Here is a 25567-nt window from a genome sequence, read left to right on the forward strand (position 1 = left end):
TTTCGATACCGTGCCGGCCACGGCGTTCCCGCCCGTGGCCCGGCTACCCGCCATCCCTCAATAAAGCGATGCGCGGGTACGGAAATAAATACCGTGGGGCGAACGGCCCACGCGGATGGTCTTGACCAGCTTGCGGCTGGCCACATCGATCAGGCCCACCGAGCGCGCCCAGCGGAAGCTCACCCACAGGGTCTTGCCGTCGGCCGTCAGCTCCATGTCGTCGGGGCCCGCCGGCAGGCCGGTGATGTCGCCAACCTTGGTCAGGGTCTGCTGGTCGATGATGCTGATGGTGCCGGAAACCCGGTTGGACAGGAACAGATGGCGCTTGTCGCCCACCGCGCGGAAGTTGTGCGCGCCCTTGCCGGTCTGGATCTGCTTGACCATGGTGCGGGTACGCCAGTCGATCACGGCCACGTAATCGGCGCCGGTCATGCCTACCAACAGGTATTTCCGGTCCGGCGTGACCCATATGCCCGCGGGAGCGGAACCGGCATCCATGCGCCACATCACGGTCTGCGTGGGCAGGTCGATGGCGACCACCTCGTTGGAGTCCTGCAACGTGACAAAAGCGATGCGGCTATCATCGGTGAAGGCGATATGGCTGGGGGTCTTGGCCAGCGGCAGCTGCTTGGCGATCTTCAGCGCCTTGCCGTCCCAACGGTAGATATCGACCCGGTCCAGCCGGTTGCCGGTGGCCAGGAACCATTTCTGGTCGGGCGAGAAGCCGATCTGGTAGGGATCGTCGATATTGGCGACGCGCTGCTGGACCTTGCCGGTAACCGGATCGAGGAAGACCAGGTCGTTGCCCACCGCATTGGCGACGATCAGCGATTTGTCGTCAGGGGTGGCGATCAGGTGGTGCGGCTCCTTCCCGATCGGGAACGTCTCCAGCACCTTCTGGGTGTCCTTGTCAATCAGCGTGACCGTAGCATCACCCGAATTGAGCACCACCACGACTTCCGCCAACGCCGGCGCCGCTACTATCCCCAGGGCCAGGGTGCCGATGGCGGCAAACCCGGAAACTACACGACGCAATGCGAGCATAAGACCGTTAAACAATGACTTAATCGATCATTCTAACGTTTTCGGACTGTGATCCGATGACCTAGCGCAACAAACTAACATTTGGTCACAATCTCCGCCCGGACCAGTGCCCGGGCGGGGTGACGCGCCCGGCCTTCAGCGCTGCATGGCCTCCCACACCTTTTGCAGCCGCTTCACCGACATCGGCACCGGCGTGCGCAATTCCTGCGCGAAGAGCGCGATCCGCAGCTCTTCCAGCATCCAGCGGAACTCGTCCAGCCGGGCGTCTTCCACACCCCTGCCCTGCTGACGCAACTGGGTCTCGGCGCGCTGCCATTGCTGCAGCAGCGGCGTGATTTCCTGCAGGCGCTGCGTATCGCGCGCCGGATCGCCCTTGATCTTGTCGATGCGCATGGCGATGCCCTTCAGGTAGCGCGCGAAATGCACCAGCTGCTGGTAAGGCGTATCGGCCACGAAGTTCTTGTCCATCATCCGCGTCAACTGCGCCTGCATATCGGCATGCGCCGCGGCAAACGGCTTGGCCTGGATCAGCTTGCGCGGCAGCGTCGCGTATTCGGCCAGCACCGCCCCAACCAGCCGGGCGATTTCCTGCGCGAGCAGGTTCAGGCGCGAGCGCCCTTCCTCCTTGCGCGCGGCGAACTCGGCCTCGTTGCGCGGCAGCGGCGCCTGCAGGCAGGCCCGCTCCAGCGCCAGCATCACGATCTGGTCGCGCAGCATTTCCTGCGTGCCCAGCGTCATGTATTGCATCGCCATCTGCTGCAGGCCGGGGATGTTCTTCTCCAGGAACTTCACCTGCTCGCGCAATTGCAGCGCGAACAGGCGGCGCAGCCCGGCGTGGTGGATGCGCACCGCCTCCTGCGGATCGTCGAACACCTCCACTTCGCAATGGGTGGTGTGGTCGACCAGCGCCGGGTAGCCATACAGCGTCTGGTTGCCCTTGCGGACCTCCAGCAGCTCCGGCAGCTCGTCGAACGACCAGCTGGTCAGGTTTTCATACTGCCCGGCCTCGGCCGCCGGCACATCGCGCGCCGCGATGTTCTGGAACGACTGCTGCGCCTGCCCGCCGAACTCGGCGCGCAGCTGCGCCAGGTTACGGCCCATGTCCAGCTGCCTGCCGTGCTCGTCCACCACCTTGAAATTCATCGCATGGTGGGCGGGCAGGGTTTCCAGCTTGAAGTCCGCGCGCTTGACCATGGTGCCGGTCTGCTCGCGGATATCGGCAATCAGCACGTCGAGCAGTTCGCCTTCGCCAAAGGGATTGCGCTCGACAAAGCCCGCCGCGTAATCCGGCAGCGGCACGCAATGGCGCCGCAGCTTCTGCGGCAGCGACTTGAGCAGCAGGTGGACCTTTTCCTTGACCATGCCCGGCACCAGCCAGTCGGCCCGCTCCGGGCGCACCTGGTTGAGCGCGTACAGCGGCACGGTCAGCGTCACGCCGTCGCGATGGCTGCCAGGTTCGAAATGATAGGTCAGCGACATATCGACGCCGGCCACCGGCATGACCTTGGGGAACAGGTCAGTGGTGATGCCGGCAGCCTCGTGGCGCATCAGCTCTTCGCGGTTCAGGTAGAGCAGCTTGCGGTCGCGCGCGCTTTCGGTCTGGTACCACTGCTCGAACGTGGCCTGCTGATGGATCTCCGCGGGGATCAGGCGGTCGTAGAACGCGAAAATCAGTTCATCGTCCACCAGCACGTCCTGGCGGCGCGACTTGTGCTCCAGGTTCTCGATCTCGCGCGTCAGCCGCTGGTTATGCGCAAAAAACGGCAGCTTGGTGTCGAACTCGCCCTCCACCAGCCCGCGGCGGATAAACAGCTCGCGCGCTTCCTGCGGGTTCATCGGGCCGTAGTGCACGCGCCGGTGCTGGTAGACCACCAGCCCGTACAGCGTGGCGCGCTCCATCGCCATCACCTGGCCGGATTTCTTCTCCCAGTGCGGATCGCTCCAGCTCACGCGGAGCAAATGGCGGCCCACCTGTTCCAGCCATTCCGGCTCGATCCTGGCCAGCGTGCGAGCGAACAGCCGGCTGGTCTCGATCAGCTCGGCGCCAATGACCCAGCGGCCTACCTTGCGCGCGATCAGCGAGCCGGGCCACAGGTGGAACTTGATGCCGCGCGCGCCCAGGTACTCGCGCCCGCGGCCGTCGGCGTCTTCCAGCTTGCAGCCCACATTGCCCAGCAAGCCGGTGAGCAGCGCCTTGTGCACTTGCTCATAGGTGGGCTCGCTTTCGTTGAGGCGCCAGCCCTGCTCCGTCACGGTGGTCAGCAATTGCGAATGCACGTCGCGCCATTCGCGCAGGCGCACATGCGACAGGAAATTGGCGCGGCACTGGTCCTGCAACTGGCGGTTGGTCTTCTTGTGCGCCACCGCCTCTTCGAACCATTTCCACAGCTTGACCCAGCCCAGGAACTCGGACTTCTCGTCCATGAACTTGCGGTGCGCCTGGTCGGCCGCTTCCTGCGCCTCCTGCGGGCGGTCGCGCGGGTCCTGCACCGACAGCGCGCTGGCGATGATCAGCACCTCGCGCAGGCAATGGTGCTCGCGCGCGGCCAGGGTCATGCGGGCCACGCGCGGGTCGAGCGGCAGGCGCGCCAATTGACGTCCGATCTGGGTCAAAGCGTTGGCATCGTCGCCCACGCTTTCCACGGCACCCAGTTCCTGCAGCAACTGGTATCCGTCGGCGATGGCGCGGCCCAGCGGCGGCTCGATAAAGGGGAAGGTCTCGATCGCGGTCAGCTTCAGCGCCTTCATGCGCAGGATGACCGCGGCCAGCGAGGAGCGCAGGATTTCCGGATCGGTAAAGCGTGCGCGGCCAATGAAATCGGCCTCCTCGTACAGCCGGATGCATACGCCGTCGGCCACCCGGCCGCAACGCCCGGCCCGCTGGTTGGCGGCGGCCTGCGAAATCGCCTCGATCTGCAACTGCTCGACCTTGTTGCGGTAGGAATAGCGTTTGACCCGCGCCATCCCGGTATCGACCACATAACGGATGCCTGGCACCGTCAGCGAGGTTTCGGCCACGTTGGTCGCCAGCACGATGCGGCGGGCATTGGAGGGCCGGAACACGCGTTCCTGCTCCTGCACCGACAGTCGCGCGAACAGCGGCAGGATCTCGGTATGCGGCGGATGGTGCTTGCGCAGCGCTTCCGCCGCCTCGCGGATCTCGCGCTCGCCGGGCAGGAATACCAGCACGTCGCCCGGCCCGAGACGGCATAGCTCGTCCACAGCCTCGACGATGCCGTCGAAGAGGTCGCGATCCTTCGTTTGCGCCGATCTGGGCGCAGCCTCGCCCGGTGCGGGCTTGTCCTTCTCGATCGGCCGGTAGCGGATCTCGACCGGGTACAGGCGCCCGCTGACCTCGATCACCGGCGCGGGCTTGCCACCTTGCGCGAAATGCTCGGCAAAGCGGTTGGCGTCGATGGTTGCGGACGTGATGATCAGCTTCAGGTCAGGCCGCTTCGGCAGGATCTCCTTCAGGTAGCCGATCAGGAAATCGATATTGAGGCTGCGTTCATGCGCCTCGTCGATGATGATGGTGTCGTAGGCCCGCAGCAGCGGATCGGTCTGCGTCTCGGCCAGCAGGATACCGTCGGTCATCAGCTTGACCGAGGCACCAGGCGACATGGTGTCGTTGAAGCGCACCTGATAGCCCACATGCTCGCCCAGCGGCGTGCCGATCTCCTGCGCGATCCGCTTGGCCGTGGAGGTGGCGGCGATCCGGCGCGGCTGGGTATGGCCGATCAGGCCGCCGCTGCCATCCGTGCCCGGGCCGCGCCCGATCGACAGGCAGATCTTGGGCAACTGGGTGGTCTTGCCGGAGCCGGTCTCGCCGGAAACGATCACCACCTGATTGGCCAGCAGCGCTTGCGCGATTTCCTCGCGGCGGGCCGATACCGGCAGCGCCTCGGGGAAGGTGATGGGCGGCAACGGATTGGCCTGGCGAACCGGACGGCGCGCTTCACGCGGCGCACGTTCCTGGCGCTCTGCCCTGTCCTGACGCTCCGGACGCTCCGGACGCTCCTGGCTACCGGGCGGCGGGGCGCGGCGCGGGCCGGCCTCGCGGCCTTCCCGTGGCGGGCGCGGCGGCGTGGCCGTGCCATTTGTGGGACGCGGACGGGCTGGCCGGTCCTGGCGCGGCTGTCCTGGCGGGCGTTCGGCGGGTGCGCCGGCTTGGGCCGGGGAGCCGCCTGCCGGCTGGGGCGGACGGCGCCCCTCCTGCCGTCCGGACGGGCGCTGCTCCCGGCGCCCTTCCTGGCGCTCGCCGGCTGCCGGCGCAGCGGCGACGGCAGGCGCGCGGGCCTGCCTGGCGGCGGGCTGATTAGCGGGCTGGGCGGGAGACGGGGCGACCTTGGGCGCCGGCTGGCCGGCATCGGTTTTCCGATCCGGCGACAAAGGTTTGGCGGGGCGTTGTGCTGACATTGGCCGGGATTATAATCCGCGGCATGAATGCAAGAACCGACACGCTAGCCGACGCGCCCGCGCCGTCCGAAAAGGACGAGCCCCTGCCCGTCACGGACCCTTCCGCGCCACCCGCGCCTGCTATCTGCGCCGACCCGGTCGAGCGCGGCGGCCCCGACCACCAGCAGTTCGTCGACTGGCTGCGGGCGGTCGCGCCCTATATCCACGCCTTCCGCGGCAAGACCTTCGTGATCGCCTTCGGCGGCGAACTGGTCAAGGCCAACATCCTCAACGCGCTGGTCAACGACGTGGCGCTGTTGCACGCCATGGGCATGCAGATCGTGCTCGTACACGGTTCGCGCCCGCAGGTGGAAGAACAACTCGCGCTGCGCCACGTCGAGTCGCAATTCACCGACGGCGTGCGCATCACCGACAACGCCGCGCTCGAATGCGCCAAGGAAGCCGCCGGCGAACTGCGCCTGGATATCGAGGCCGCCTTCAGCCAGGGGCTGCCCAATACGCCCATGGCGGGCGCCCAGCTTTCGGTGATCTCGGGCAATTTCGTTACCGCGCGCCCGCTGGGCATTGTCGACGGCGTGGACTACCAGCACACCGGCCTGGTACGCAAGATCGACGGGGAGTCGGTGCGCATGTCGCTGTCGCACGGCAAGATCGTGCTGCTTTCGCCGCTTGGCTTCTCGCCCACCGGCCAGGCCTTCAACCTGTCTATGGAAGACGTGGCCAGCGCCACCGCCATTGCGCTGAAGGCTGACAAGCTGGTCTTTATCACCGAGGTGCCCGGCGTGCAGGACGCGGTCGGCAAGCTGATGCCGGAAATGTCGCTGCGCACCGCCATCGAGCGGCTGCAGAACAACCACCTGCCGCCCGACGTCGCTTATTACCTCGAACACCTGGTCAAGGCGCTCAAGGGCGGGGTGCCCCGCGCCCACCTGATCCCCTTCCACCTGGACGGCTCGGTGCTGCTGGAACTGTTCCTGCACGACGGCGTTGGCACCATGATCTCCGACACCGACCTGGAAAGCCTGCGCGAAGCCACGCTGGACGACGTCGGCGGCATCCTGCAGCTGATCGCGCCGCTGGAGCAGGATGGCACGCTGGTGCCGCGCGGGCGTCACCTGATCGAACGCGACATCGCCAACTTCTCGGTCATCGAGCACGACGGCGTGCTGTTCGGCTGCGCAGCGGTCTACCCTTACCCGCGCGAGGGCATGGCCGAGATGGCCTGCCTGACGGTGTCCTCCGAAGCGCAGGGCACCGGCGACGGCGAACGCCTGCTCAAGCGCATCGAGCGCCGCGCGCGCAGTCTCGGCCTGGACCGCCTGTTCGTGCTCACCACGCGCACGGAACACTGGTTCCTCAAACGCGGCTTTGTCCACGCCAACGTGGACGACCTGCCGGAGGACAAGCGCAAGCTCTACAACTGGCAGCGCAAGTCCATGGTGCTGATGAAGAAACTGTGACGGCGGTGGGGGTAGCCTGAAGGCTCGCCCCCGCTTCGTTACAATAGCGGCACCGCAACGGCCGGCTCCCTCGCCGCGCCGGCTACATCACACGATAACAAGGAGTTCCCATGGCCCGCATGGTTCAATGCGTCAAGCTCAACAAGGAAGCCGAAGGGCTCGACCTGCCGCCGCTGCCGGGCGAACTCGGCAAGAAGATCTGGCAAAGCGTGTCCAAGGAAGCCTGGGCCGGCTGGCTCAAGCACCAGACCATGCTGATCAACGAGAACCGCCTCAATATGGCCGATGCCCGGGCACGCCAGTACTTGCTCAAGCAGACGGAGAAGTACTTCTTCGGCGAAGGCGCCGACCAGGCGCAGGGCTACGTCCCGCCGCCGCAAGCGTGATTTCCCCTGCCCGCGGCCTTGCGCCGCAGGGTGGGAAGTAAAAAGGGTGCCATTCGCGGCACCCTTTTTCATGCACTGGCGGCCCGTCGGCGGGGCCGGTCAATGCTCAGTAATCGCTACGCGCCACGCCATCCGGCGTGCCAAGCAGCAACACGTCAGCGCCGCGCAAGGCAAAGAGTCCCACTGTGACCACGCCGGGCACATGATCGATGGCCGCTTCCAGCGCCTTCGGATCGGTGATCTTCAGGCCGGCGACGTCCAGGATCACATTGCCGTTGTCGGTCTTGTAGATGCCGCCCTCCTTGGTCATCCGCAGGCGGGGCTGGCCGCCAAACGTGGCCAGCTTGCGCGCCACCGCGGCACGTGCCATCGGAATCACTTCCACCGGCAGCGGGAATGCGCCCATCACACTCACCAGCTTGCTGCCATCGGCGATGCAGACAAAACGCTGCGCCACCGAGGCCACGATCTTCTCGCGCGTCAGCGCGCCGCCGCCGCCCTTGATCATGGCGCCGCTCGCGTCGATCTCGTCGGCGCCATCCACATACACCGGAATCTCGTCGACCTCGTTCAGGTCCAGCACCGTGAAGCCATGCTGTTGCAAGCGGCGAGTAGAAGCCTCCGAGCTGGAAACCGCGCCAGCGAACCGTTCCTTGAACGCCGCTACCGCATCGATAAAGAGGTTGGCGGTGGAGCCCGTGCCCACGCCCAGCACCGCACCCGCCGGCACTACCTCCTTGACATAGTCGGCCGCGGCTTGCGCCACCAGCGCCTTGAGTTCATCCTGTGTCATGACAACAGCCCGTCTGCTTTGGGGGGAAACCGCATAGTGTACCGGATTGCCGTGGCATCGCAGGCGCCGGCGCGTACCGACGGTACAATGCCCCGAGGCATGCATCAGCGCGGCGTCCGGGACCTGCCGCTTCGGTCCCGCGCCATCACCAAACCTTTATAAGCAACTCACTGACCATGAACCAGCTCGATCAGCTCAAGCAGTTCACCACCGTGGTGGCGGACACCGGCGATTTCCAGGTGATGAAGCAGTACACGCCGCAAGACGCCACCACCAATCCCTCCCTCATTCTCAAAGCCGTCCAGAAGACCGAGTACCGCCCGCTGCTCGAAAAAGCCGTGCGCAGCCATGAAGGCACCGACGCGGTCATGGATGCCCTGCTGATCGCCTTCGGCTGCGAGATCCTGGCCATCGTGCCGGGCCGCGTCTCGACTGAAGTCGACGCCCGTCTGTCCTTCAACACCGAAGCCACCGTGGCCAAGGCGCGCCACCTGATCTCGCTGTACGAGCAGCGCGGCATCGCCCGCGAACGGGTGCTGATCAAGATCGCTTCCACCTGGGAAGGCATCCGCGCCGCCGAAGTGCTGCAGCGCGAAGGCATCCGCTGCAACATGACGCTGCTGTTCTCGCTGGCGCAGGCCGTCGCCTGTGCCGAGGCCGGCGCGCAACTGATCTCGCCCTTTGTCGGCCGCATCCTGGACTGGCACAAGAAGCAGGCCGGCGACAAATGGGATGCCGCCGCCAACGCCGGCGACAACGATCCCGGCGTGCGCTCGGTGCGCCAGATCTACGACTACTACAAGAAGTTCGGCTACCCCACCGAAGTGATGGGCGCCAGCTTCCGCAGCACGGAGCAGATCCTGGCGCTGGCTGGATGCGATTTGCTGACGATCAGCCCGGACCTGCTGGAAACGCTGGCCGCCAGCGAAGGCACGGTCGAGCGCAAGCTGTCGGTCGACCAGGCGCAGGCCGGCAATATCGCCCGCATCGCGTGCGATGAAGCAGCCTTCCGCTGGCAGCTCAACGAGGATGCGATGGCGACGGAGAAGCTGGCCGAGGGAATTCGCGCGTTTGCCGCGGATGCAGTGAAGTTGGAGGCGTTGATTACGGCTTGAGGGTAGCGGCGCCGCGCCGGCTGGTCAGCGCTCGGGCGGCACTGACCAGTTGATACGCAGGCCTGGATACGCGGCGAAATCATGCGTGCGGGTGGTCACCACGATCACGTTCCCCGCAGCTCGCGCTGCCATATCGATGGGCTGCGGCATTTTTAGATCTGGCGGCGAACCGGTTCAGGCCGGCGCCGCTGGAGCACCGTCCCACAGCAATGGCAAGACTACCCCGGCCGGTCCCCGCAGCACGGTGTCAGCGGTCTGGTCCAGCGCCGACGGCTCGGGATTGACCACGATAACGTGCGCGCCATGTTCCTTGGCGGCACCGGGCATGCCGGCGGCCGGATAGACCAGGCCCGAGGTGCCCACCACCAGGCAAAGGTCGCAATTCTCGGCCGCATGCTCTGCACGATAGCGCGCCACGCGCGGGAGTTCCTCGCCAAACCACACCACGCCGGGACGCATCATGGCGCCGCAGATGGCACAACGCGGCGGCATGCCGGGCACGGCGGTCGCCGGGTCGCAACGGCCGCAGCCGTCCAGCCATTTGTTGGTGAACAGGTTGCCATGCAGCTCGATCGCATCCGGGCTGCCGGCACGCTGGTGCAGGCCGTCCACGTTCTGCGTCACAAGGGTGACCGCCTTTTGCGCCGCGAGTGCCGCGATGGCGAAATGCGCCGGGTTCGGATGCGTTGCCGCCACCAGCTCGCGCCGGTGCAGGTACCACTCCCACACCAGCGCTGGCTGGCGCCGGTAGGCGTCTTCCTGCGCCAGTTCCTCGGGATTGAATCGCGACCACAGGCCGGTCATGGCATCACGGAACGTGGGCACGCCGGACTCGGCGGAAACGCCGGCTCCGGTCAGCACCATGATATTGCCGGCCCCGGCGATCAGGCGCCGCGAGGCTTCCAGTGCCTGCGCGTCGATGTCCGCCGCCATGCTGTCAGCGCGGCAGGCGGCGCTGACGCACCGCTTCATAGAGGCACACGCCACTGGCTACCGAGACGTTCAGGCTTTCCACGCCACCAGCCATCGGGATGCCGACCAGTTCGTCGCAGGTTTCGCGGGTGAGGCGGCGCATGCCCTCGCCTTCGGCGCCCATGACCAGGGCCATCGGGCCCTTGAAGTCGACGTCATAGATCGTCTTTTCCGTGCCGTCCGCGGTGCCGATCACCCAGATGCCGCGCTCCTGCAGTTCGCGCAAGGTGCGCGCCAGGTTGGTGACAGTGATGTAGGGGACGGTTTCCGCCGCGCCGCTGGCCACCTTGGCCACTGTGGTATTCAGGCCCACGCTGCGGTCCTTGGGGGCGATCACGGCATGCGCGCCAGCACCGTCGGCCACGCGCAGGCAGGCGCCCAGGTTGTGCGGATCGGTAACGCCGTCCAGCACCAGCAGCAAGGGCGTGCCCTCGATGCCGTCCAGCAGTTCGTCGAGATTGAGGGCCAGCGCGACGTCTTCGGCGCGGGCGACCACGCCCTGGTGGCGGTCGGTGCCGGCCATGCCGCGCAGGCGTTCGGCGTCCACCGGGTGCAGGCGAACGTTAAGGCTTTCGGCAAGGCGGATGAAGTCCTGCATGCGGCGGTCACGCCGCGCGGATTCTACGTAGACATCGGTGACGCCGGCGGCGTCCTGGCGCAGGCGCGCGGTGACGGCGTGAAAGCCGATCAGGAGTTTTTGTTTAGCCATGGCGGGATTGTACATTCCCGCCATGGCTTGGCCAGATGTCGGGGCCGCGTGGCGCTGCCCCGGCAACTACCCGCCATCAGCGCTTGCGCGACGCGCGGCTGCTCTTGCCGGCCGGCTTGGCGCCGGCCTTGTGGCTCGAGCCGAGGTGCTGCGGCTTGGGCTTGGCGGCACGCTTGGCCGGTTTGCCGCCGGCCTTGGCGCCCTGTCCCACATGCGGCTTGACCGGCGTCATGACGGCCTCGAACACCGATTGCTCTTCGATCACGCGATCCAGCGTTTCGTCGAACGATTCTTCCGGCTTGGAGCTGCCGCCCAGCAGGGCTGCCAGCTGGCGGCCTTTCTTGCGTGCTGGCACAGCGTGCGCGGCAGGCACCCTGGGCGCGGCCTCGGTGGTCGGGACGCGGGCGCGCAGGTTTTTGGCCGACGGCTCCTGCACCAGGCGGAAATCAATCTTGCGGGCATCGAGATCCACGCGCGAAACCTGCACGCGTACGCGGTCGGTCAGGCGGTAGCGGATGCCAGTACGCTCGCCGCGCAGTTCATTGCGCGCCTCGTCGTACTGGAAGTAATCGCTGCCCAGCTCGGTGACATGGACCAGGCCTTCCACATAGAGCTCGTCGAGCTGCACGAAGATGCCGAACGAGGTGACGGAGCTGACGGTGCCCGAGTACTCGCTGCCGAGCTTGTCGCGCATGAAGTAGCACTTGAGCCAGGCTTCCACATCGCGCGAGGCTTCGTCGGCGCGGCGTTCATTGGCCGAGCAATGCAGGCCAAGTTCATCCCAGATGGCTTCATTGCGCTTGGCGCGCGCTGCGGTCTGCTCTGCCTTGGCCGCGGCATCCTTGGCTTGCAGGCGGCGCGCCTTGGGTGCGATCGCGGTGTTCAGCGCGGTACCCGGCGCAAATGCCGGTACGTACTTGGTATGCGCCAGCACGGCCTTGATCGCGCGGTGCACCAGCAAATCCGGGTAGCGGCGGATCGGGCTGGTGAAGTGGGCATAGGCCTCGTAGGACAGGCCGAAGTGGCCGATATTGTCGGGGCTATAGACCGCCTGCTGCATCGAGCGCAGCAGCATGGTCTGCAGCATGGGCGCATCGGGACGGCTCTTGATCTTGTCCATCACTTCGGCGTAATCGGCCGCCTGCGGCTTGTCGCCGCCAGCCAGCGAGAGACCGGCCGAGCGCAGGAACTCGCGCAGGTTCTTCAGCTTTTCCTCGCTCGGGCCGGCGTGGATCCGGTACAGCGCGGGATGCTTGAAGCGCTCGAGGAAATCAGCTGCGCACACGTTGGCGGTCAGCATGCATTCCTCGATCAGGCGGTGGGCATCGTTGCGGGTACGCGGCAGGATCTGCTCGATCTTGCCCTGCGCATTGCACACGATATAGGTCTCGGTGGTGTCGAAATCGATCGCGCCACGCTCGCGCCGCGCCTTCAGCAGGACCTGGAACAGCTCATACAGGTTCTGCAGGTGCGGCACCAGGTCGGCACGCTTGTGCGCCTCCGGCCCCTTGGTATTGGACAGCACCGACCAGACCTCGTTATAGGTCAGACGTGCCGCCGAATGCATCACGGCGGGATAGAACTGGTAGCCCTTGAGCTCGCCCTTCGCGGTAATCACCGCGTCGCACACCATGCACAGGCGGTCGACTTGCGGGTTAAGCGAGCACAGCCCGTTTGAGAGCTTCTCCGGCAGCATCGGGATCACGCGCCGCGGGAAATACACGGAAGTGGCGCGGTCCAGCGCATCGGCGTCCAGCGGCGTGCCCGGGCGCACGTAGTGCGACACATCGGCAATCGCCACCACCAGGCGCCAGCCCTTGGCGCGGCCAATCTTGACGGGCTCGCAGTAGACCGCATCGTCGAAGTCGCGCGCGTCTTCGCCGTCGATGGTCACCAGCGGCACGTCGCGCAGGTCGATACGGTGTTCCAGGTCGGCTTCGCGCACCTCGTCGGGCAGCGCCAGGGCTTCCTTGGCGCAGGCGTCCGAGAAGGCATGCGGGACACCGTACTTGCGCACGGCGATCTCGATTTCCATGCCGGGATCATCGAAGTCGCCCAGCACTTCGACCACGCGGCCCACCGGCTGGACGTAGCGATCGGGGTAGTCAATGATCTCCACGCTGACCACCTGGCCGACTTGCGCCTTGCCCTGGGCCTTGGGCGGGATCAGGATGTCCTGGCTGATGCGCTTGTCTTCGGGAGCCACCACCAGCACGCCGCCCTCGCTCAACAGGCGGCCGATCACGTAGCGGTTGGCACGCTCGAGGATCTCGACGATCTGCCCTTCGGGCCGGCCGCGCCGGTCGTAGCCGATCACGCGCACCTGGGCGCGGTCGTTGTGCATGGCCTTCTGCAGCTCGCGCTCCGGCAGGAAGATGTCGTCATCGCCATCATCGCGGATCAGGAAGCCGAAGCCGTCGCGGTGCCCTTGCACCCGGCCGACCACGAAGTTTGGCTGGTGGGCCAGCTCGTAGCGGCCCTTGCGGTTGAGTTCGATCTGCCCGTCGCGCTCCATGGCGGCGAGGCGTTTCTGGAAGCCGTCGTGTTCCTTGCGCGTGACGGCGAGCGCCTTGGCGATATCGCCAGCCGACAGTGGCGACCCGGACGTCCTCAGGACGCCAAGGATTTCTTCCCGACTAGGGATCGGATAGTTATTCTGATTCAATTTTTTCTAGAAATAATTTGACAAACGTTTTGCGGTCGCTATAATGAGCGCTTCGGTTGTTTCGACGCCCGCCCAGGTGGCGAAATTGGTAGACGCACTAGGTTCAGGTCCTAGCGGTGGCAACACTGTGGAGGTTCGAGTCCTCTCCTGGGCACCAGATCAAACGGAAAACCCGCAGCGCTTTCGAGCCTTGCGGGTTTTTTGTTTTCCGGCGTCTGATCTTGCAACTTTGCACTCCCGATTCGATATTGGCGCGACTGCGCGACTTGATAAAAACAGCCGCAACAGCGGCCGCTCCGGAGCCTGGAATCCATTCTCGCCTGTTAAGGCGGATTCACTCACACACGGCCTGGCGCTCACACGAACTGCCAGGGCGCGGCCCGGACGGCGCCGACTGCTGCGCTGCGGGTGAGTGTATCAGTTTCAGTGGCGATCCCGGCATTCTTCCGCCATCCAGAGCCCTGAATGTCGCGTTTTTTGACGTTTTCCGGCGCAAACAACACAGTTCTTGCAAGTGCGCGCTTTGCCGGGACGTCCCAGCAACCCGGTCGCCGCTTGACGAGCCATCCAATCTGTAACTATCATGGTTTCATATTGCCACTTCCGCCATGACCACCAGTAGCCGATTCGCCGTCGCCGTCCACATCCTGACCCTGCTGGCCAGCGCGGCCGACCCGCTGCCGTCGTCGCTGATCGCCGGCAGCGTGGGCACCAATCCCGCATTGATCCGCCGCCTGGTTGGTCAACTGGTGGAAGCCGGCCTGGTAAGCACAATGATGGGCAGCAACGGCGGTGCCTCGCTAGCCCGCGCGGCCGGGTCCATCACCCTGCTGGATGTATTCCGCGCGGTGGAATCGACAACGCTGATCGCCCCGCATCACAGCGTGCCCAACCCGGCCTGCATGGTGGGCCGGGAAATCTCCGGGGCGCTGAAGCGAGCCGCCGACCGCGCGCAGGCCGCGATGGATGGGGCACTGGCGGAAATCACGATTGCCGGCATGCTCGCCGATGTGGAGCGTGCCGCGGAGCGCCGCGTGCGCTGATTTTTTTATCCCGATGTGTAACCACAATGGTTTCATATCGACATGAAACTCGTGCCAGGCACGGGTTTGACTATGCTGACCTCACCCTTCGGTGAAGCAGCCTGACCAAGCAACCACGCAAGGAGTTGAGCATGAAGATCGCAATCATCGGCGCTACCGGCCGCGTCGGCACCCGCCTTATCGACGAAGCGCTGCGCCGTGGCCACACCGTCACCGCCATCGCACGCCAGGCAGAGAGACTGCCCGCGCGGCAGGGGCTTGCCACGCGCGACGCCGACGTGGCCGACACCCACGCCCTGGCCAGTGCCCTCGCCGGCCATGACGTAGCGATCAGCACCGTGCGTTTCCTGCAAACCAGCGCCGCGCAGATTGTTGGCGCGGCCAATGCAGCTGCCGTGCCGCGTCTGCTGGTAGTAGGCGGAGCCGGCAGCCTCTATGTGGCCCCCGGCGTGCAACTGATCGATACGCCGCAGTTCCCCGAGGCCTACAAGGCGGAAGCACTGGCAGGACGCGACTTCCTGAACGCCTTGCGTGCCGAGACCACACTGGACTGGACCTTTCTCTCCCCCGCCGCGCTGTTCGAGCCGGGCACCCGCACTGGTGCCTATCGGGTCGGCGAGGAAACGCTGCTATCCGATGCCGGCGGCAAGAGCTGGATCTCGATGGAGGACTATGCCATTGCCATGATCGACGAAGTGGAAAAGCCGGCGCACTTGCGCCAGCGCTACACGGTGGCCTACTAGGAAGCGTTAGACAGCATGAGCCATGGGATCCACTTGACACCCGAGGTCGGCGAGGCGTTTGAGCAGGCGACGGATGGTTTTGTTGACGTCGTGACGGTCGAAGTAATCGGGGCCAAGGTCGGCATACTCAGCGCCATCCCGGAGCATGTGGTAGGCGGCCGTGAGCATGGAAGCAGCCACCGCGAGGATGGCCTTCTTGGCGCCGCGGCGCGCCTTGAGGCGCAGGAACTGGGCGTGCAGATAGCTGGTCTTGACCCGCACAGCCGCCCAGGCAGCCGTCACCAGGGCGGTCTTGAGCCAGGTGCCGCTCTTGCGCACTCGGGTGCTGCGCCGCTTGCCAGCACTCTCGTCATTGCGCGGGCACAGGCCTGCCCAGGACACCAGATTAACGGCATCGGCAGCAGCCCTCGTTGTCGAAATCTACTAGGCGTGTTTCGGGGTGTCACCACCCTTGGTCACAATTCGGGGTGCTCGCAGGGCTGCGGGTCCAACTACTAAACGGGCTCGGGGCACCAAGGACGGGCCGACCTCGTTGCCGACACCACGTGCCATCTTATCCCCATCCAATTGCAAGGCACTGACCGCAAGCGCGCTTCATCCTTCGGGGACGGGCGCGCCCGATGAACAACTACTAAGCGACAAAAAAAGGGCGGCTCATCGCCGCCCTGCTTCGCCGCCGCGGCCATTTCAGCCATGCGGCTGGGGCCAGCCGCAGCTTCAGCCCTGGCTGCTGCCAGCGGCATGCTTGCCGCGCTTGAGCCAGGCCGCAAGGTTGTGCGGGCGCAGCGTGTCGTACTCTTCGAACGGCTGGTGAATCCAGGGGTTCGTCGGCAGGAAGGTAACGTGGTAATCCGGCTTGACCTTCGAGCATGCCTTGTACCACAGCACCGACGAGCGGACTTCCGTCACGGCGGGATAGCGCTCCTGCAAATGGCGGCCCACGCGCTCCAGCGTGACGCCGGAATCGACCAGGTCGTCGACCAGCAGGATCTTGCCGGAGAGGTCGCCCCGGGTCATGGTGATGTACTGCGCGATATCGAGATCGCCCTGCTGGGTGCCAGCCGCTTCGCGGTAGCTGCTGGTGGCCAGAATGGCCAGGGGCACGTCGAAAATGCGTGACATCTGGTCGCCCACGCGCAGGCCGCCGCGCGCCAGGCACAGGATTTTGTCAAACTTCCAGCCCGACTCGTGGACGTTCAGCGCCAGGCGTGCGATCAGGCTGTGGTATTCGTCCCAGGAGACCCACAGGTTCTCTTCGTCATTCGATGGCAGGGTCATGATTTATTCTTGGCTCTTCGGCTTGAGGTCTGTCGACCGATAAAGTTTCGGCCCGCTTGCGCGGGCCGATTTGCTCTTGTGCTTTTGCCGTCCTGTACCGGCGGCGCGTCAGTCGCGCGGCGCCCTTCCGGGCACAGACAACGTCAGGCCACGTACGGGTGGCGCAGCAGGATGGTTTCGTCGCGGTCCGGGCCGGTCGAGATCATGTCGATCGGGATACCGACTACTTCCTCGATGCGCTTGAGGTAGGTGCGGGCCTGTTCCGGCAGCGCATCCCAGGTCTTCACGCCGAAGGTGGACTCGTTCCAGCCGGGGAATTCCTCGTACACCGGTATGCAGCGCGCCACGGCATCCGAACCACGCGGCAGGATATCGACGGTCTTGCCGTCCAGTTCGTAACCCACGCACAGCTTGAGGGTTTCGAGGCCATCAAGCACGTCGAGCTTGGTCATGCACAGGCCCGACACGCCGTTGATCTGCACCGAACGCTTGAGCGCGGCGGCATCGAGCCAGCCGGTACGGCGCGGACGGCCGGTGACCGAGCCGAATTCCTTGCCGACGTTGGCCAGGCGCACGCCGATCGGATCCTGGCGCTTGGGGTTGTCGTTGTCGTACAGCTCGCTGGGGAACGGGCCCGAACCCACGCGGGTGCAGTAAGCCTTGGTAATGCCCAGGATGTAGTTCAGGCGGCCCGGGCCAACGCCGGCGCCGGCGGCGGCCGCACCGGCCACGCAGTTGCTGGAGGTGACGAACGGATAGGTGCCGTGGTCGACGTCGAGCAGGGTGCCCTGCGCGCCTTCGAACATCAGGTTGTCGCCGGCAGCGTTGACCGCATACAGCTCGGCCGACACGTCGGCCACCATCGGCGCCAGGCGCGGCGCGAAGGCCAGCATCTCGTCCAGCGTCGCCTGGAAGTCGACCGCTTCGGCGCCCAGGTACTGGGTCAGCATGAAGTTATGCAGGTCGAGGTTCTCGCGCAGCTTCTCGGCGAACGCCTTCGGATCGAACAGGTCCTGCACGCGCAGCGCGCGGCGGGCAACCTTGTCCTCATAGGCCGGACCGATACCGCGGCCGGTGGTGCCGATCTTGTCGGCGCCACGGCGCGCCTCGCGGGCTTTGTCGATGGCGACGTGGTATGGCAGGATCAGCGTGGTCGCTTCGGAAATGCGCAGGCGGTTCTGCACCTGCAGGCCGGCGCTTTCCAGTTCCTCGATCTCACGGAAGAGCGCCTCGGGCGACAGCACCACACCGTTGCCGATGTAGCAAATCGTGCCAGCGCGCATGATGCCCGAAGGGATCAGGCGCAGGATGGTCTTCTTGCCGCCGATGATGAGCGTATGGCCAGCGTTGTGGCCGCCCTGGAACCGCACCACGCCCTTTGCATGATCGGTAAGCCAATCGACGATTTTCCCTTTGCCTTCGTCACCCCATTGGGTGCCGATCACGACGACATTGCGTCCCTGGCTTACTGCAGAAGCGGACATGTTGATTTTGGTCAGTGGGTTAAAAACGTATTTTACTCTCGTTGCAGGTCAACTCCCCGATTTTGGGGAGATCGGCCTGCAACGCGGGGGAATTCCGAGGCCTGGCGCTTGCGCTCAGGTCCCGGCGCTGCGAGGAATCACCGTCCAGGCGCCATCCTGGCGCACCAGTTGGCGGTCGCAGTTGAATTCGTCGAGCTGGTGCGTGTGTCCCGGCAGGGACTGGATCACGATCTCGCCGGCCTCGCGCAGCGCCGTGATTGCGGTGCGCAGGGCGGGATCCGCATCCCACGGCGCAAAGATGGCGAAAGCGCGCACTTCGAGCGGCGACAGCGAGGCAACCTCGCGCAAATCGAGCGAAAAGCCGGTCGCTGGCCGCGCGCGACCGAAAGCTTCACCCACCTTGTCATAGCGGCCGCCGCGCGCCACGTAATTGGGCAGGCCGGCCACATAGGCCGTAAACATCACGCCGCTGTGATAGTGATACCCGCGCAAGTCGGATAGATCGATATTGACACTCGCGCCGCGGACTTCCGCGGCCAGCGCGGCCAGTTCGTCCAGCGCGCGGCCGATTGCCGGGCTTGCCGGCAACGTGGCACGGGCGCGCTCGATCACCTCCACGCCGCCGTACAGCGTCGGCAAGGCCAGCAGCGCGTCGCGCTCGGCCTGCGGCATGCCTTCGGTCAGTTCGCGCAGCGCCGATACATCCTTGGTTTCCAGGGCGGCGAACAGCGCATCCTCGATCTTCCGGCTCGACGGCAGGCCGTCCAGCAGCGCTTCCAGGATGCCCGCGTGGCACAGGTCCAGGCGGATTTCCGTCAGCCCCGCCACTTGCAGCGCAGCCAGCATCAGGGCCTGGACCTCTACGTCGGCTTCCAGGCCAGCATGGCCGTAGATTTCCGCACCGACCTGGATCGGCTCGCGGGTCGCGCGAAAACCTGCCGGGCGGGCGTGCAGCACATTGCCGGCGTAGCAAAGCCGGGTCACGCCGGAGCGGTTCAGCAAGTGGGCGTCGATGCGGGCCACCTGGGGCGTAATGTCAGCACGCAGCCCCATGGTGCGGCCGGAGAGCTGGTCGACCAGCTTGAGGGTGCGCAGGTCCAGGTCGTGGCCGGTCCCGGTGAGCAGCGATTCCAGGTATTCCAGCATCGGCGGCATGACCAGTTCGTAGCCGTAAGTGCGGAACAGGTCCAGCATGCGGCGGCGCAGTTCCTCGATCTTGCGGGCCTCCGACGGCAGCACGTCGGCAATGTTTTCAGGCAGGAGCCAGTGATTGGACATGGTAAATCTCTTCACTTCAAACAGTTGCCGGGCGGCCTGGGCCACCCGTTGAATTACGTTCCCTTCTAGCGCCGGGACAGCGGCCAAGCCGGGCACCAGTCACCCGGCTCGGCGGATGAGACGGCGGCGACGCCCGTCGAAGGCATCGGCAGCCACCCCTCCACCCGGACAAAACCCCGGCAAGCCGGGGTTTTGTCGTATTGCCTGGCGGCCGTGGCCGCCCAGCTTAGCGACGGCTCGCCGGAGCCGCTGCCGCCGGCGCCGCAGCGCCGCCCGCCGACCGCATATAGCGGAAGAAGTCGGAATTGGGCTCCAGCACCAACACGTCGCGCTTGTCGCGGAACGTATTGCGGTAGGCCTCCATACTGCGCCAGAATTGGGCGAACTGCGGATCGCGGCCAAACGATTCTGCATAGATCTGCGAGGCGCGGGCATCGCCCTCGCCCTTGATCTTCTGCGCATCGCGGTAGGCCTCGGCCAGCACGACTTCGCGCTGGCGATCGGCATCGGCGCGGATCTTCTCGCCTTCGGCCGCGCCGGTGGAGCGCAGCTCATTGGCCACGCGCTTGCGCTCGGCCTCCATGCGGCGATACACCGATTCGCTGATCGCGGGCAGCAGGTCGACACGCTTCAGGCGCACGTCGATGATCTCGACGCCCACGGACTGGGCGTAGTCGGCCATCGCGGAGCGGATATTCTGCATCACCTTCTCACGCTCGCCGGCCACCAGCTCCGCCACCGTGCGCTTGCCGAATTCCTCGCGGGCAACGGAGTCGATACGCTGGGTCATGCGGTCCTGCGCGCCACGGATGTTGCCATTGAAGGCCACGTAGAACTTGCGTGGATCGGTGATGCGCCATTTGACGAACCAGTCCACCACCATGCTTTTCTTCTCGGCGGTCAGGAAACGCTCCGAGGCGGCCACGTCGATGGTCAGCAGGCGGCGGTCCATGAAGATCACGTTCTGCAGCGGCGGCGGCAGCTTGAAGTGCAGGCCAGGCTCGTTCACCACCTGCTTGATCTGGCCAAACGCGAACACCACGGCGTACTGCCGCTGGTCCACCACGAACACCATCGACGAGCCGATCGCCAGCACGATGAAGAGGCCGATTACTACGGAAATCAGTCGGTTCATGTCAGGGCTCCTCAGCGCGAATCGCGGTCACGGTTGCGCAACAGCTCGCGCGACCGGGTATCGCTACCGGCTTCCGGCGCGGCAGGCGTGCTGCTGCCGGCCGCGGGCGCCTGCGCGGTGCCGGAACCCGGTGTGCCGCCCTGCGACTGCGCCATCAGCTTATCCAGCGCCAGGTAGAGAAGATTGTTGCCCTGGCGCGAATCCACCAGCACCTTGGTCGTATTGGTATAGATCTGCTGCATGGTCTCGATGTAGATGCGGTCACGCGTCACCTGCGGGGCCTTGGCGTACTCGGCCTGGACCTGCCGGAAGCGCGAGGCATCGCCTTCGGCCTGGGCGGTCACCCGCGCCTTGTAGGCTTCGGCTTCTTCGTTCAGGCGCGCGGCGGTACCCTTGGCGCGCGGGATCACGTCATTGGCGTAAGCCTGGCCTTCGCTGATGGCACGTTCCCGGTCCTGGCTGGCCTTGTTGACATCGTCGAAGGCGGCCTGCACCTGCTCGGGCGGCTGCACGCTCTGCACGTTGACGGAGATCACGCGGATACCGGTCTTGTAGGCGCTCAGGATCGACTGGATGGACTTGGCCAGATTCTGTGCGATCTGCTCGCGGTTCTCGTAGAGCACCGCGTCCATCTTGTTGCGCCCGACAATCTCGCGCACCGAGGTCTCGGCGGCCTGGGTCACCAGTTCTTCATCGCCACCACGATCGGTCTTGTTGTAGAACAGGAATTCGCTCGCGTCCTGGATGTCGTATTGCACCGTGAAGCGGACGTCGATGATGTTCTCGTCCTGCGTCAGCATGGACGCGTCCTTCAGGTTGCTGTCCTTGATCGAAGTGGAGCGCCCCACCTCAACCGAACGCACGCCCGACAGGTTGACGATCTCGGCGGACTGGATCGGGTACGGCAGGCGCCAGTTGATACCCGGGCCCGTGGTGTACTTGAACTTGCCGAACTGCAGGATGACGGCGGTCTGGCCTTCCTGCACCATGAAGAATCCGCTGGCCAGCCAGATGCCCAGCGCTGCGATCACCACCACGCCGGCGCCGATGCCCGAGCCCTTGCCCGGCGTGCGCGCGCCGCCGCCGAAGCCCTGGTTGCCGCCACCGCCGTTTTCCTTGCGGCCGAGCAGGCCATTCAGGCGGCGATTGAAATCGCGCCAGAGCTCGTCGAGGTCGGGCGGACCATCCTGCGGGGGACGCTGGTGCTGGCGATTGTTGTCGCGGCTGTCCTTGTCCTTGTCCTTGTCTTCGTCATCCGGGCCGCCCCGACCCCAACGTGGATCGTTCAACGACAGGATCGCGCGCAAACGCTGCCAGGCCGTCCGCGACGGTGCATGGCCGCCGTTGCGGCCACCTGCGCGGCTGCCAAAGGCATGGCTCGATTCAGAATTCCGGGGAAACTGGGGCATGAAGTGCACGGGTCCGGGATAGTTGGATCAGGGGGATTCTAACAGTCATCGACGCCACATTTTCCTATTTGGGGCAATCTGGCCGTGATTTCCGTCGAACTGGCTCAATGCGTGTCGGGTTCTTCCGGATGCACCCCGGTGTCATCGCGATCATGATCGCCGCCGTCATCGTCGTCGTGATAAGCCGCCGCATCAGCCAGGCGCGGGTCCAGCGGCGGACGTTCGGGCGGACGTTCGGCCAGCCAGCGCGCCACTTCCACCAAGGCCTCGCGCAAGGTGTCCAGACCGATGCCGTCGCGCGCACTGACGAACACGCGCGTGGGCACGCCGTCCTCATTGCGCTCCACCCTGGGGCCCTGCGCCAGAAGCTCCGGCGCGGCGTCGATCTTGTTCATCACCACAATCTGCGGGATGTCGTCGGCATTGATCTCGGCCAGCACACGGTTGACCTGCTCGATCTGCTCATGCCGCACCGGACTGGAGGCGTCGACCACATGCAGCAACAGATCCGCGTGCACGGTTTCTTCCAGCGTAGCCCGGAACGCAGCCACCAGCTGGGTGGGCAGATCGCGGATAAAACCCACGGTATCCGATAACACCACGTTGCCCACATCTTCCAGGTAAAGCCGGCGCGAGGTGGTATCCAGCGTGGCGAACAACTGGTCGGCCGCGTAGGCACGCGCCTTGGTCAGGGCATTGAACAGCGTCGACTTGCCGGCATTGGTATAGCCGACCAGCGAGATGCTCAGGGTGTCGTTGCGGGCGCGCGCCCGCCGCTGGGTGCTGTGCTGGCGCTGCAGCCGTGTCAGGTCGGCCTTGAGCCGTTTGGCGCGTTCGTCCAGCAAGCGGCGATCGAGCTCGAGCTGACGCTCGCCCGGGCCGCCGCGCATGCCGATACCGCCCTTCTGCCGCTCCAGGTGGCTCCAGGCGCGAACCAGCCGCGAAGCCTGGTACTGGACCTGGGCGAGTTCGACCTGCACCTTACCGACGTGGCTCTGTGCCCGCTGCCCGAAGATATCCAGGATCAGGCCCGTACGGTCGATCACGTGGCGTTGCAGGAAACGCTCCAGATTGCGCTGCTGCGCCGGGCTGAGCGTGTGATTGAACACCACCACGTCGGCGTCGAGCGCATCGGCGGCTTCCTTCAGTTCCTCCGCCTTGCCTGAGCCGATGAACAACGCCGGATCCGGGCGCGACCGGCGCCCGGTCAGCGTATGTACCGGGGTGGAGCCGGCGGTCGACGTCAGCAACGCCAACTCGCTCAGGCTTTCCTGGAAATCATGCTTGCCGAAATCGACACCGACGAGGATGGCGCGGGAGGTCTCGGAATTGGAGGTGGCTCTGGATTGCAAACGGGAGGATCGCGAAATGCGAGAAAGGAAAACGGGTTGGAACCGGCTGGGAGGCAGTGGCGGGTGCCGTGAGGCAAGCGCCGTGGCCCGGGAAGACACTCGAAGCGGGACGCTATCCGCGGCGGCATGCACCAGGGTGAAGCATGTCCCTGCTCATGGCCGTTGTGCGGCCAGGATGGCCGGACGTCGTTTGGTGTCGCGCCAGCGCATCCGGCCCCGGCGCGACACCGGCAACTGGCAGCCTTGTCGTGATGCGACCGGCCTGCCGAAAAAGACTGCGGAACACTCCGCGAAAGATCAACCTTCCGCCGTTTCATCCACGCGGAAATTCACTGCGCGGGCCGGTACGACGGTGGAAATCGCATGCTTGTAGACCATCTGCGTCACGGTGTTGCGCAACAGGACGACGTACTGGTCGAACGACTCGATATTGCCTTGCAGCTTGATGCCATTGACGAGGTAGATTGAAACCGGTACGTGCTCTTTGCGCAGCGCGTTCAGGAACGGGTCTTGTAGCAATTGCCCTTTGTTGCTCATGGCACACTCCAAATTTATAGATTTAGTGATAGACAATGGGGACGATAATCCCCGATTCAAGTCAAACGGCGCAAAACCGCGCCAAAAAAAGATCAAAACGGTACCAAGCTAGCATCGCCTCGCAGGGAACCCCCTGCTACCGTGAATTTAGCCTCAGTTCCAAACGAACGCAAACGAAAGTTGGCCGCCTGGGCTCCCGCTGCCTGACTCAATCCTTCGAGTCCGCATATGGGTTTTTGTTCGTACGAAATTCGATGCGAAGCGGCGTGCCCTTCAGTTTGAAAGCCGAGCGGAATCGGTTTTCCAGATAACGCCGATAGGTGTCCGCAATGCCGGAAAGCGAATTGCCGTGCACGATGATGATGGGCGGGTTGGAGCCGCCCTGGTGCGCGTAGCGCAGCTTGGGCCGGGTTGCACCGACGCGCCGCGGCTGCTGGAATTCGACCGCTTCCTGCAGGATCCGCGTGAGTTGCGGCGTGGGCAGCTTGACCATCGCCGCCGCATACGCGTCGTCCACCGAGCGCAGCAGCGCGCTGATGCCGGTGCGCTCCTTCGCCGACACAAAGTGGAAGTTGGCGAAGTCGAGGAACTGCAGCTTGCGCTCCAGATCGTGCTTGATGCGGTCGCGGGAGTGCCCGTCGAGGCCATCCCACTTATTGACCCCGACCACAAGCGCACGGCCGGATTCCACGATGAAGCCGGCGATATGGGCGTCCTGCTCCGACACATCCTGCTGCGCGTCGAGCAACAGCACCACCACGTTCGCATCGGCGATCGACTGCAGCGTCTTGACCACCGAGAACTTCTCGATCGCCTCGAACACCTTGCCGCGCTTGCGCAGGCCGGCGGTATCGATCAGCGTGTAGGGCTTGCCGCCTCGCTCGAACTCCACGTAAATGGCGTCCCGCGTGGTGCCAGGCATGTCGAACGCGATCACGCGCTCTTCGCCAATCAGCGTATTGACCAGCGTGGACTTGCCCACGTTGGGGCGGCCCACGATGGCGATCTTCACGCCACGCTGGGCGCCGTCGTCTTCCTCGGCGAGTTCGGGCCGCTCCTTCACCGCCAACTCGAGCGCCTCGTCGACGAGTTCTCGCACGCCGTCGCCGTGGGTCGACGAGATGGCATAGGGATCTCCCATGCCCAGCTCATAGAACTCGGACACCACGGTGGTGTACTTCATGCCTTCGGCCTTGTTCACGGCCAGCATGACACGGCGCCCGGTCTTGCGCAGGTAATCGGCGATTACCCGGTCCTGGGGCGCCAGCCCGAGGCGGCCGTCGACAAGAAAGATCACCACATCGGCCTCGACCACGGCCTGGCGGGTCTGCTTGGCCATCTCGGCTACGATGCCGTCCTTGGCCACCGGCTCGAAGCCACCGGTGTCGATCGCGATGAACGGGCGTTCACCGATACGGCCTTCGCCATAGTGGCGGTCGCGCGTGAGCCCCGGCAAATCGGCGACAAGTGCGTCGCGCGAACGGGTCATGCGGTTGAATAGCGTCGACTTGCCCACATTGGGGCGGCCGACCAGAGCGATAACTGGTTTCATGCAATAAACGGAAATGGGGGCCGGCAGATGCCGCCCCCCAGGAACTCCGGAGTGATATGGGTCCGACGGCCGGGCGTCGCGCGCCTGGCCACTTTTCCTGTCGGGCGGCCGGGTTAGCTTTGCAACCCGACCTCGTTCACCTGCACGGCCAGGAGGGCCGTGCTACCGGATTGGCGCCGCCCATGCCGACAGGTGC

At 65.2% G+C, this 25567-nt stretch carries 19 protein-coding genes, 1 tRNA gene and 1 pseudogene; 6 read left to right on the plus strand and 15 right to left on the minus strand.

Translation table 11 applies throughout. The features are described 5' to 3' along the window. Positions 1-57 precede the first annotated feature (57 nt). Entirely contained in the window at positions 58-1044 is a 987-nt protein-coding gene (locus ACZY0R_RS29115; protein ID WP_488866244.1) for a YVTN family beta-propeller repeat protein, read from the minus strand. A gap of 135 nt (positions 1045-1179) precedes the next feature. After that, positions 1180-5460 carry an ATP-dependent RNA helicase HrpA gene (gene hrpA, locus ACZY0R_RS29120; RefSeq protein WP_488863287.1) on the minus strand — a complete coding sequence of 1427 codons (4281 nt, stop codon included), beginning with the start codon at positions 5458-5460 and terminating at the stop codon, positions 1180-1182. Positions 5461-5483: 23 nt separating this feature from the next. Between hrpA and argA the strand changes: the two genes are divergently transcribed. Then, a complete protein-coding gene (argA, locus tag ACZY0R_RS29125; RefSeq protein ID WP_488863290.1) occupies positions 5484-6920 on the plus strand; it encodes an amino-acid N-acetyltransferase in 1437 nt (478 codons plus the stop codon). A 110-nt stretch (positions 6921-7030) separates the two neighbouring features. Beyond that, complete coding sequence (locus ACZY0R_RS29130) at positions 7031-7306, plus strand: oxidative damage protection protein (RefSeq protein WP_035874906.1); 276 nt, start codon at positions 7031-7033, stop codon at positions 7304-7306. 106 nt (positions 7307-7412) lie between these two features. On the opposite strand, the gene rpiA is transcribed toward ACZY0R_RS29130, so the two are convergent. After that, entirely contained in the window at positions 7413-8099 is a 687-nt protein-coding gene (gene rpiA, locus ACZY0R_RS29135; protein ID WP_488863292.1) for a ribose-5-phosphate isomerase RpiA, read from the minus strand. A 176-nt stretch (positions 8100-8275) separates the two neighbouring features. On the opposite strand from rpiA, the gene tal reads away from it, so the two are divergent. Further along, the gene (gene tal / locus ACZY0R_RS29140; protein WP_488863294.1) at positions 8276-9214 is read left to right on the plus strand and encodes a transaldolase; all 939 of its coding nucleotides are present in this window, start codon (positions 8276-8278) and stop codon (positions 9212-9214) included. Positions 9215-9388: 174 nt separating this feature from the next. On the opposite strand, the gene ACZY0R_RS29145 is transcribed toward tal, so the two are convergent. The 3 genes from ACZY0R_RS29145 to rnr all read right to left on the minus strand — a co-directional run bounded on the left by ACZY0R_RS29145 (position 9389) and on the right by rnr (position 13560). After that, positions 9389-10147, minus strand: a complete 759-nt coding sequence (locus ACZY0R_RS29145) for an SIR2 family NAD-dependent protein deacylase (RefSeq protein WP_488866246.1) — start codon at positions 10145-10147, stop codon at positions 9389-9391. 4 nt (positions 10148-10151) lie between these two features. Further along, positions 10152-10895 carry a 23S rRNA (guanosine(2251)-2'-O)-methyltransferase RlmB gene (gene rlmB, locus ACZY0R_RS29150; protein WP_045239456.1) on the minus strand — a complete coding sequence of 248 codons (744 nt, stop codon included), beginning with the start codon at positions 10893-10895 and terminating at the stop codon, positions 10152-10154. Between the two features lie 76 nt (positions 10896-10971). Further along, on the minus strand, positions 10972-13560 hold the full coding sequence (rnr, locus tag ACZY0R_RS29155; RefSeq protein ID WP_488863296.1) for a ribonuclease R: 2589 nt from the start codon (positions 13558-13560) through the stop codon (positions 10972-10974). A 70-nt stretch (positions 13561-13630) separates the two neighbouring features. On the opposite strand from rnr, the gene ACZY0R_RS29160 reads away from it, so the two are divergent. The 3 genes from ACZY0R_RS29160 to ACZY0R_RS29170 all read left to right on the plus strand — a co-directional run bounded on the left by ACZY0R_RS29160 (position 13631) and on the right by ACZY0R_RS29170 (position 15346). Next, a tRNA-Leu gene (locus tag ACZY0R_RS29160) sits at positions 13631-13717 on the plus strand. A gap of 451 nt (positions 13718-14168) precedes the next feature. Continuing rightward, positions 14169-14603: an Rrf2 family transcriptional regulator gene (locus ACZY0R_RS29165; RefSeq protein WP_045239423.1), complete on the plus strand. Its 435-nt coding sequence runs from the start codon at positions 14169-14171 to the stop codon at positions 14601-14603. A 131-nt stretch (positions 14604-14734) separates the two neighbouring features. Continuing rightward, a complete protein-coding gene (locus ACZY0R_RS29170; protein ID WP_488863298.1) occupies positions 14735-15346 on the plus strand; it encodes an NAD(P)-dependent oxidoreductase in 612 nt (203 codons plus the stop codon). Positions 15347-15352: 6 nt separating this feature from the next. Here ACZY0R_RS29170 and ACZY0R_RS29175 read toward each other — a convergent pair. The 9 genes and pseudogenes from ACZY0R_RS29175 to der all read right to left on the minus strand — a co-directional run. Next, positions 15353-15733: pseudogene (locus ACZY0R_RS29175) on the minus strand (transposase); the annotation flags it as partial. Positions 15734-16063: 330 nt separating this feature from the next. Beyond that, positions 16064-16624: a phosphoribosyltransferase gene (locus ACZY0R_RS29180; RefSeq protein WP_035874888.1), complete on the minus strand. Its 561-nt coding sequence runs from the start codon at positions 16622-16624 to the stop codon at positions 16064-16066. Positions 16625-16767: 143 nt separating this feature from the next. Continuing rightward, positions 16768-18108, minus strand: coding sequence for an adenylosuccinate synthase (locus ACZY0R_RS29185; RefSeq protein ID WP_488863301.1), 1341 nt, complete (start codon positions 18106-18108; stop codon positions 16768-16770). 114 nt (positions 18109-18222) lie between these two features. Then, positions 18223-19386 carry an ATP phosphoribosyltransferase regulatory subunit gene (locus tag ACZY0R_RS29190; protein ID WP_045239427.1) on the minus strand — a complete coding sequence of 388 codons (1164 nt, stop codon included), beginning with the start codon at positions 19384-19386 and terminating at the stop codon, positions 18223-18225. A 226-nt stretch (positions 19387-19612) separates the two neighbouring features. After that, positions 19613-20521: a protease modulator HflC gene (gene hflC / locus ACZY0R_RS29195; RefSeq protein ID WP_488863303.1), complete on the minus strand. Its 909-nt coding sequence runs from the start codon at positions 20519-20521 to the stop codon at positions 19613-19615. 11 nt (positions 20522-20532) lie between these two features. After that, complete coding sequence (hflK, locus tag ACZY0R_RS29200) at positions 20533-21930, minus strand: FtsH protease activity modulator HflK (protein WP_488863305.1); 1398 nt, start codon at positions 21928-21930, stop codon at positions 20533-20535. Positions 21931-22034: 104 nt separating this feature from the next. Next, a complete protein-coding gene (gene hflX / locus ACZY0R_RS29205) occupies positions 22035-23282 on the minus strand; it encodes a GTPase HflX (RefSeq protein WP_488863307.1) in 1248 nt (415 codons plus the stop codon). Positions 23283-23579: 297 nt separating this feature from the next. Then, positions 23580-23819, minus strand: coding sequence for an RNA chaperone Hfq (gene hfq / locus ACZY0R_RS29210; RefSeq protein WP_006157757.1), 240 nt, complete (start codon positions 23817-23819; stop codon positions 23580-23582). Positions 23820-24027: 208 nt separating this feature from the next. Further along, the gene (gene der / locus ACZY0R_RS29215; RefSeq protein ID WP_035874870.1) at positions 24028-25371 is read right to left on the minus strand and encodes a ribosome biogenesis GTPase Der; all 1344 of its coding nucleotides are present in this window, start codon (positions 25369-25371) and stop codon (positions 24028-24030) included. Positions 25372-25567: the final 196 nt, after the last annotated feature.

It is taken from the genome of Cupriavidus sp. F041 (genome assembly GCF_057814235.1).

Bases quoted from the DNA above. Each gene is read 5' to 3' on its own strand.
- ACZY0R_RS29165 (WP_045239423.1), top strand. From the start codon at position 14,169: ATGACCACCAGTAGCCGATTCGCCGTCGCCGTCCACATCCTGACCCTG.
- ACZY0R_RS29115 (WP_488866244.1), bottom strand. From the start codon at position 1,044: ATGCTCGCATTGCGTCGTGTAGTTTCCGGGTTTGCCGCCATCGGCACC.
- ACZY0R_RS29145 (WP_488866246.1), bottom strand. From the start codon at position 10,147: ATGGCGGCGGACATCGACGCGCAGGCACTGGAAGCCTCGCGGCGCCTG.
- hfq (WP_006157757.1), bottom strand. From the start codon at position 23,819: ATGAGCAACAAAGGGCAATTGCTACAAGACCCGTTCCTGAACGCGCTG.
- hflK (WP_488863305.1), bottom strand. From the start codon at position 21,930: ATGCCCCAGTTTCCCCGGAATTCTGAATCGAGCCATGCCTTTGGCAGC.
- hflC (WP_488863303.1), bottom strand. From the start codon at position 20,521: ATGAACCGACTGATTTCCGTAGTAATCGGCCTCTTCATCGTGCTGGCG.
- hrpA (WP_488863287.1), bottom strand. From the start codon at position 5,460: ATGTCAGCACAACGCCCCGCCAAACCTTTGTCGCCGGATCGGAAAACC.
- rpiA (WP_488863292.1), bottom strand. From the start codon at position 8,099: ATGACACAGGATGAACTCAAGGCGCTGGTGGCGCAAGCCGCGGCCGAC.
- ACZY0R_RS29185 (WP_488863301.1), bottom strand. From the start codon at position 18,108: ATGTCCGCTTCTGCAGTAAGCCAGGGACGCAATGTCGTCGTGATCGGC.
- ACZY0R_RS29180 (WP_035874888.1), bottom strand. From the start codon at position 16,624: ATGACCCTGCCATCGAATGACGAAGAGAACCTGTGGGTCTCCTGGGAC.
- argA (WP_488863290.1), top strand. From the start codon at position 5,484: ATGAATGCAAGAACCGACACGCTAGCCGACGCGCCCGCGCCGTCCGAA.
- ACZY0R_RS29130 (WP_035874906.1), top strand. From the start codon at position 7,031: ATGGCCCGCATGGTTCAATGCGTCAAGCTCAACAAGGAAGCCGAAGGG.
- ACZY0R_RS29170 (WP_488863298.1), top strand. From the start codon at position 14,735: ATGAAGATCGCAATCATCGGCGCTACCGGCCGCGTCGGCACCCGCCTT.
- tal (WP_488863294.1), top strand. From the start codon at position 8,276: ATGAACCAGCTCGATCAGCTCAAGCAGTTCACCACCGTGGTGGCGGAC.
- der (WP_035874870.1), bottom strand. From the start codon at position 25,371: ATGAAACCAGTTATCGCTCTGGTCGGCCGCCCCAATGTGGGCAAGTCG.
- rlmB (WP_045239456.1), bottom strand. From the start codon at position 10,895: ATGGCTAAACAAAAACTCCTGATCGGCTTTCACGCCGTCACCGCGCGC.
- ACZY0R_RS29190 (WP_045239427.1), bottom strand. From the start codon at position 19,386: ATGTCCAATCACTGGCTCCTGCCTGAAAACATTGCCGACGTGCTGCCG.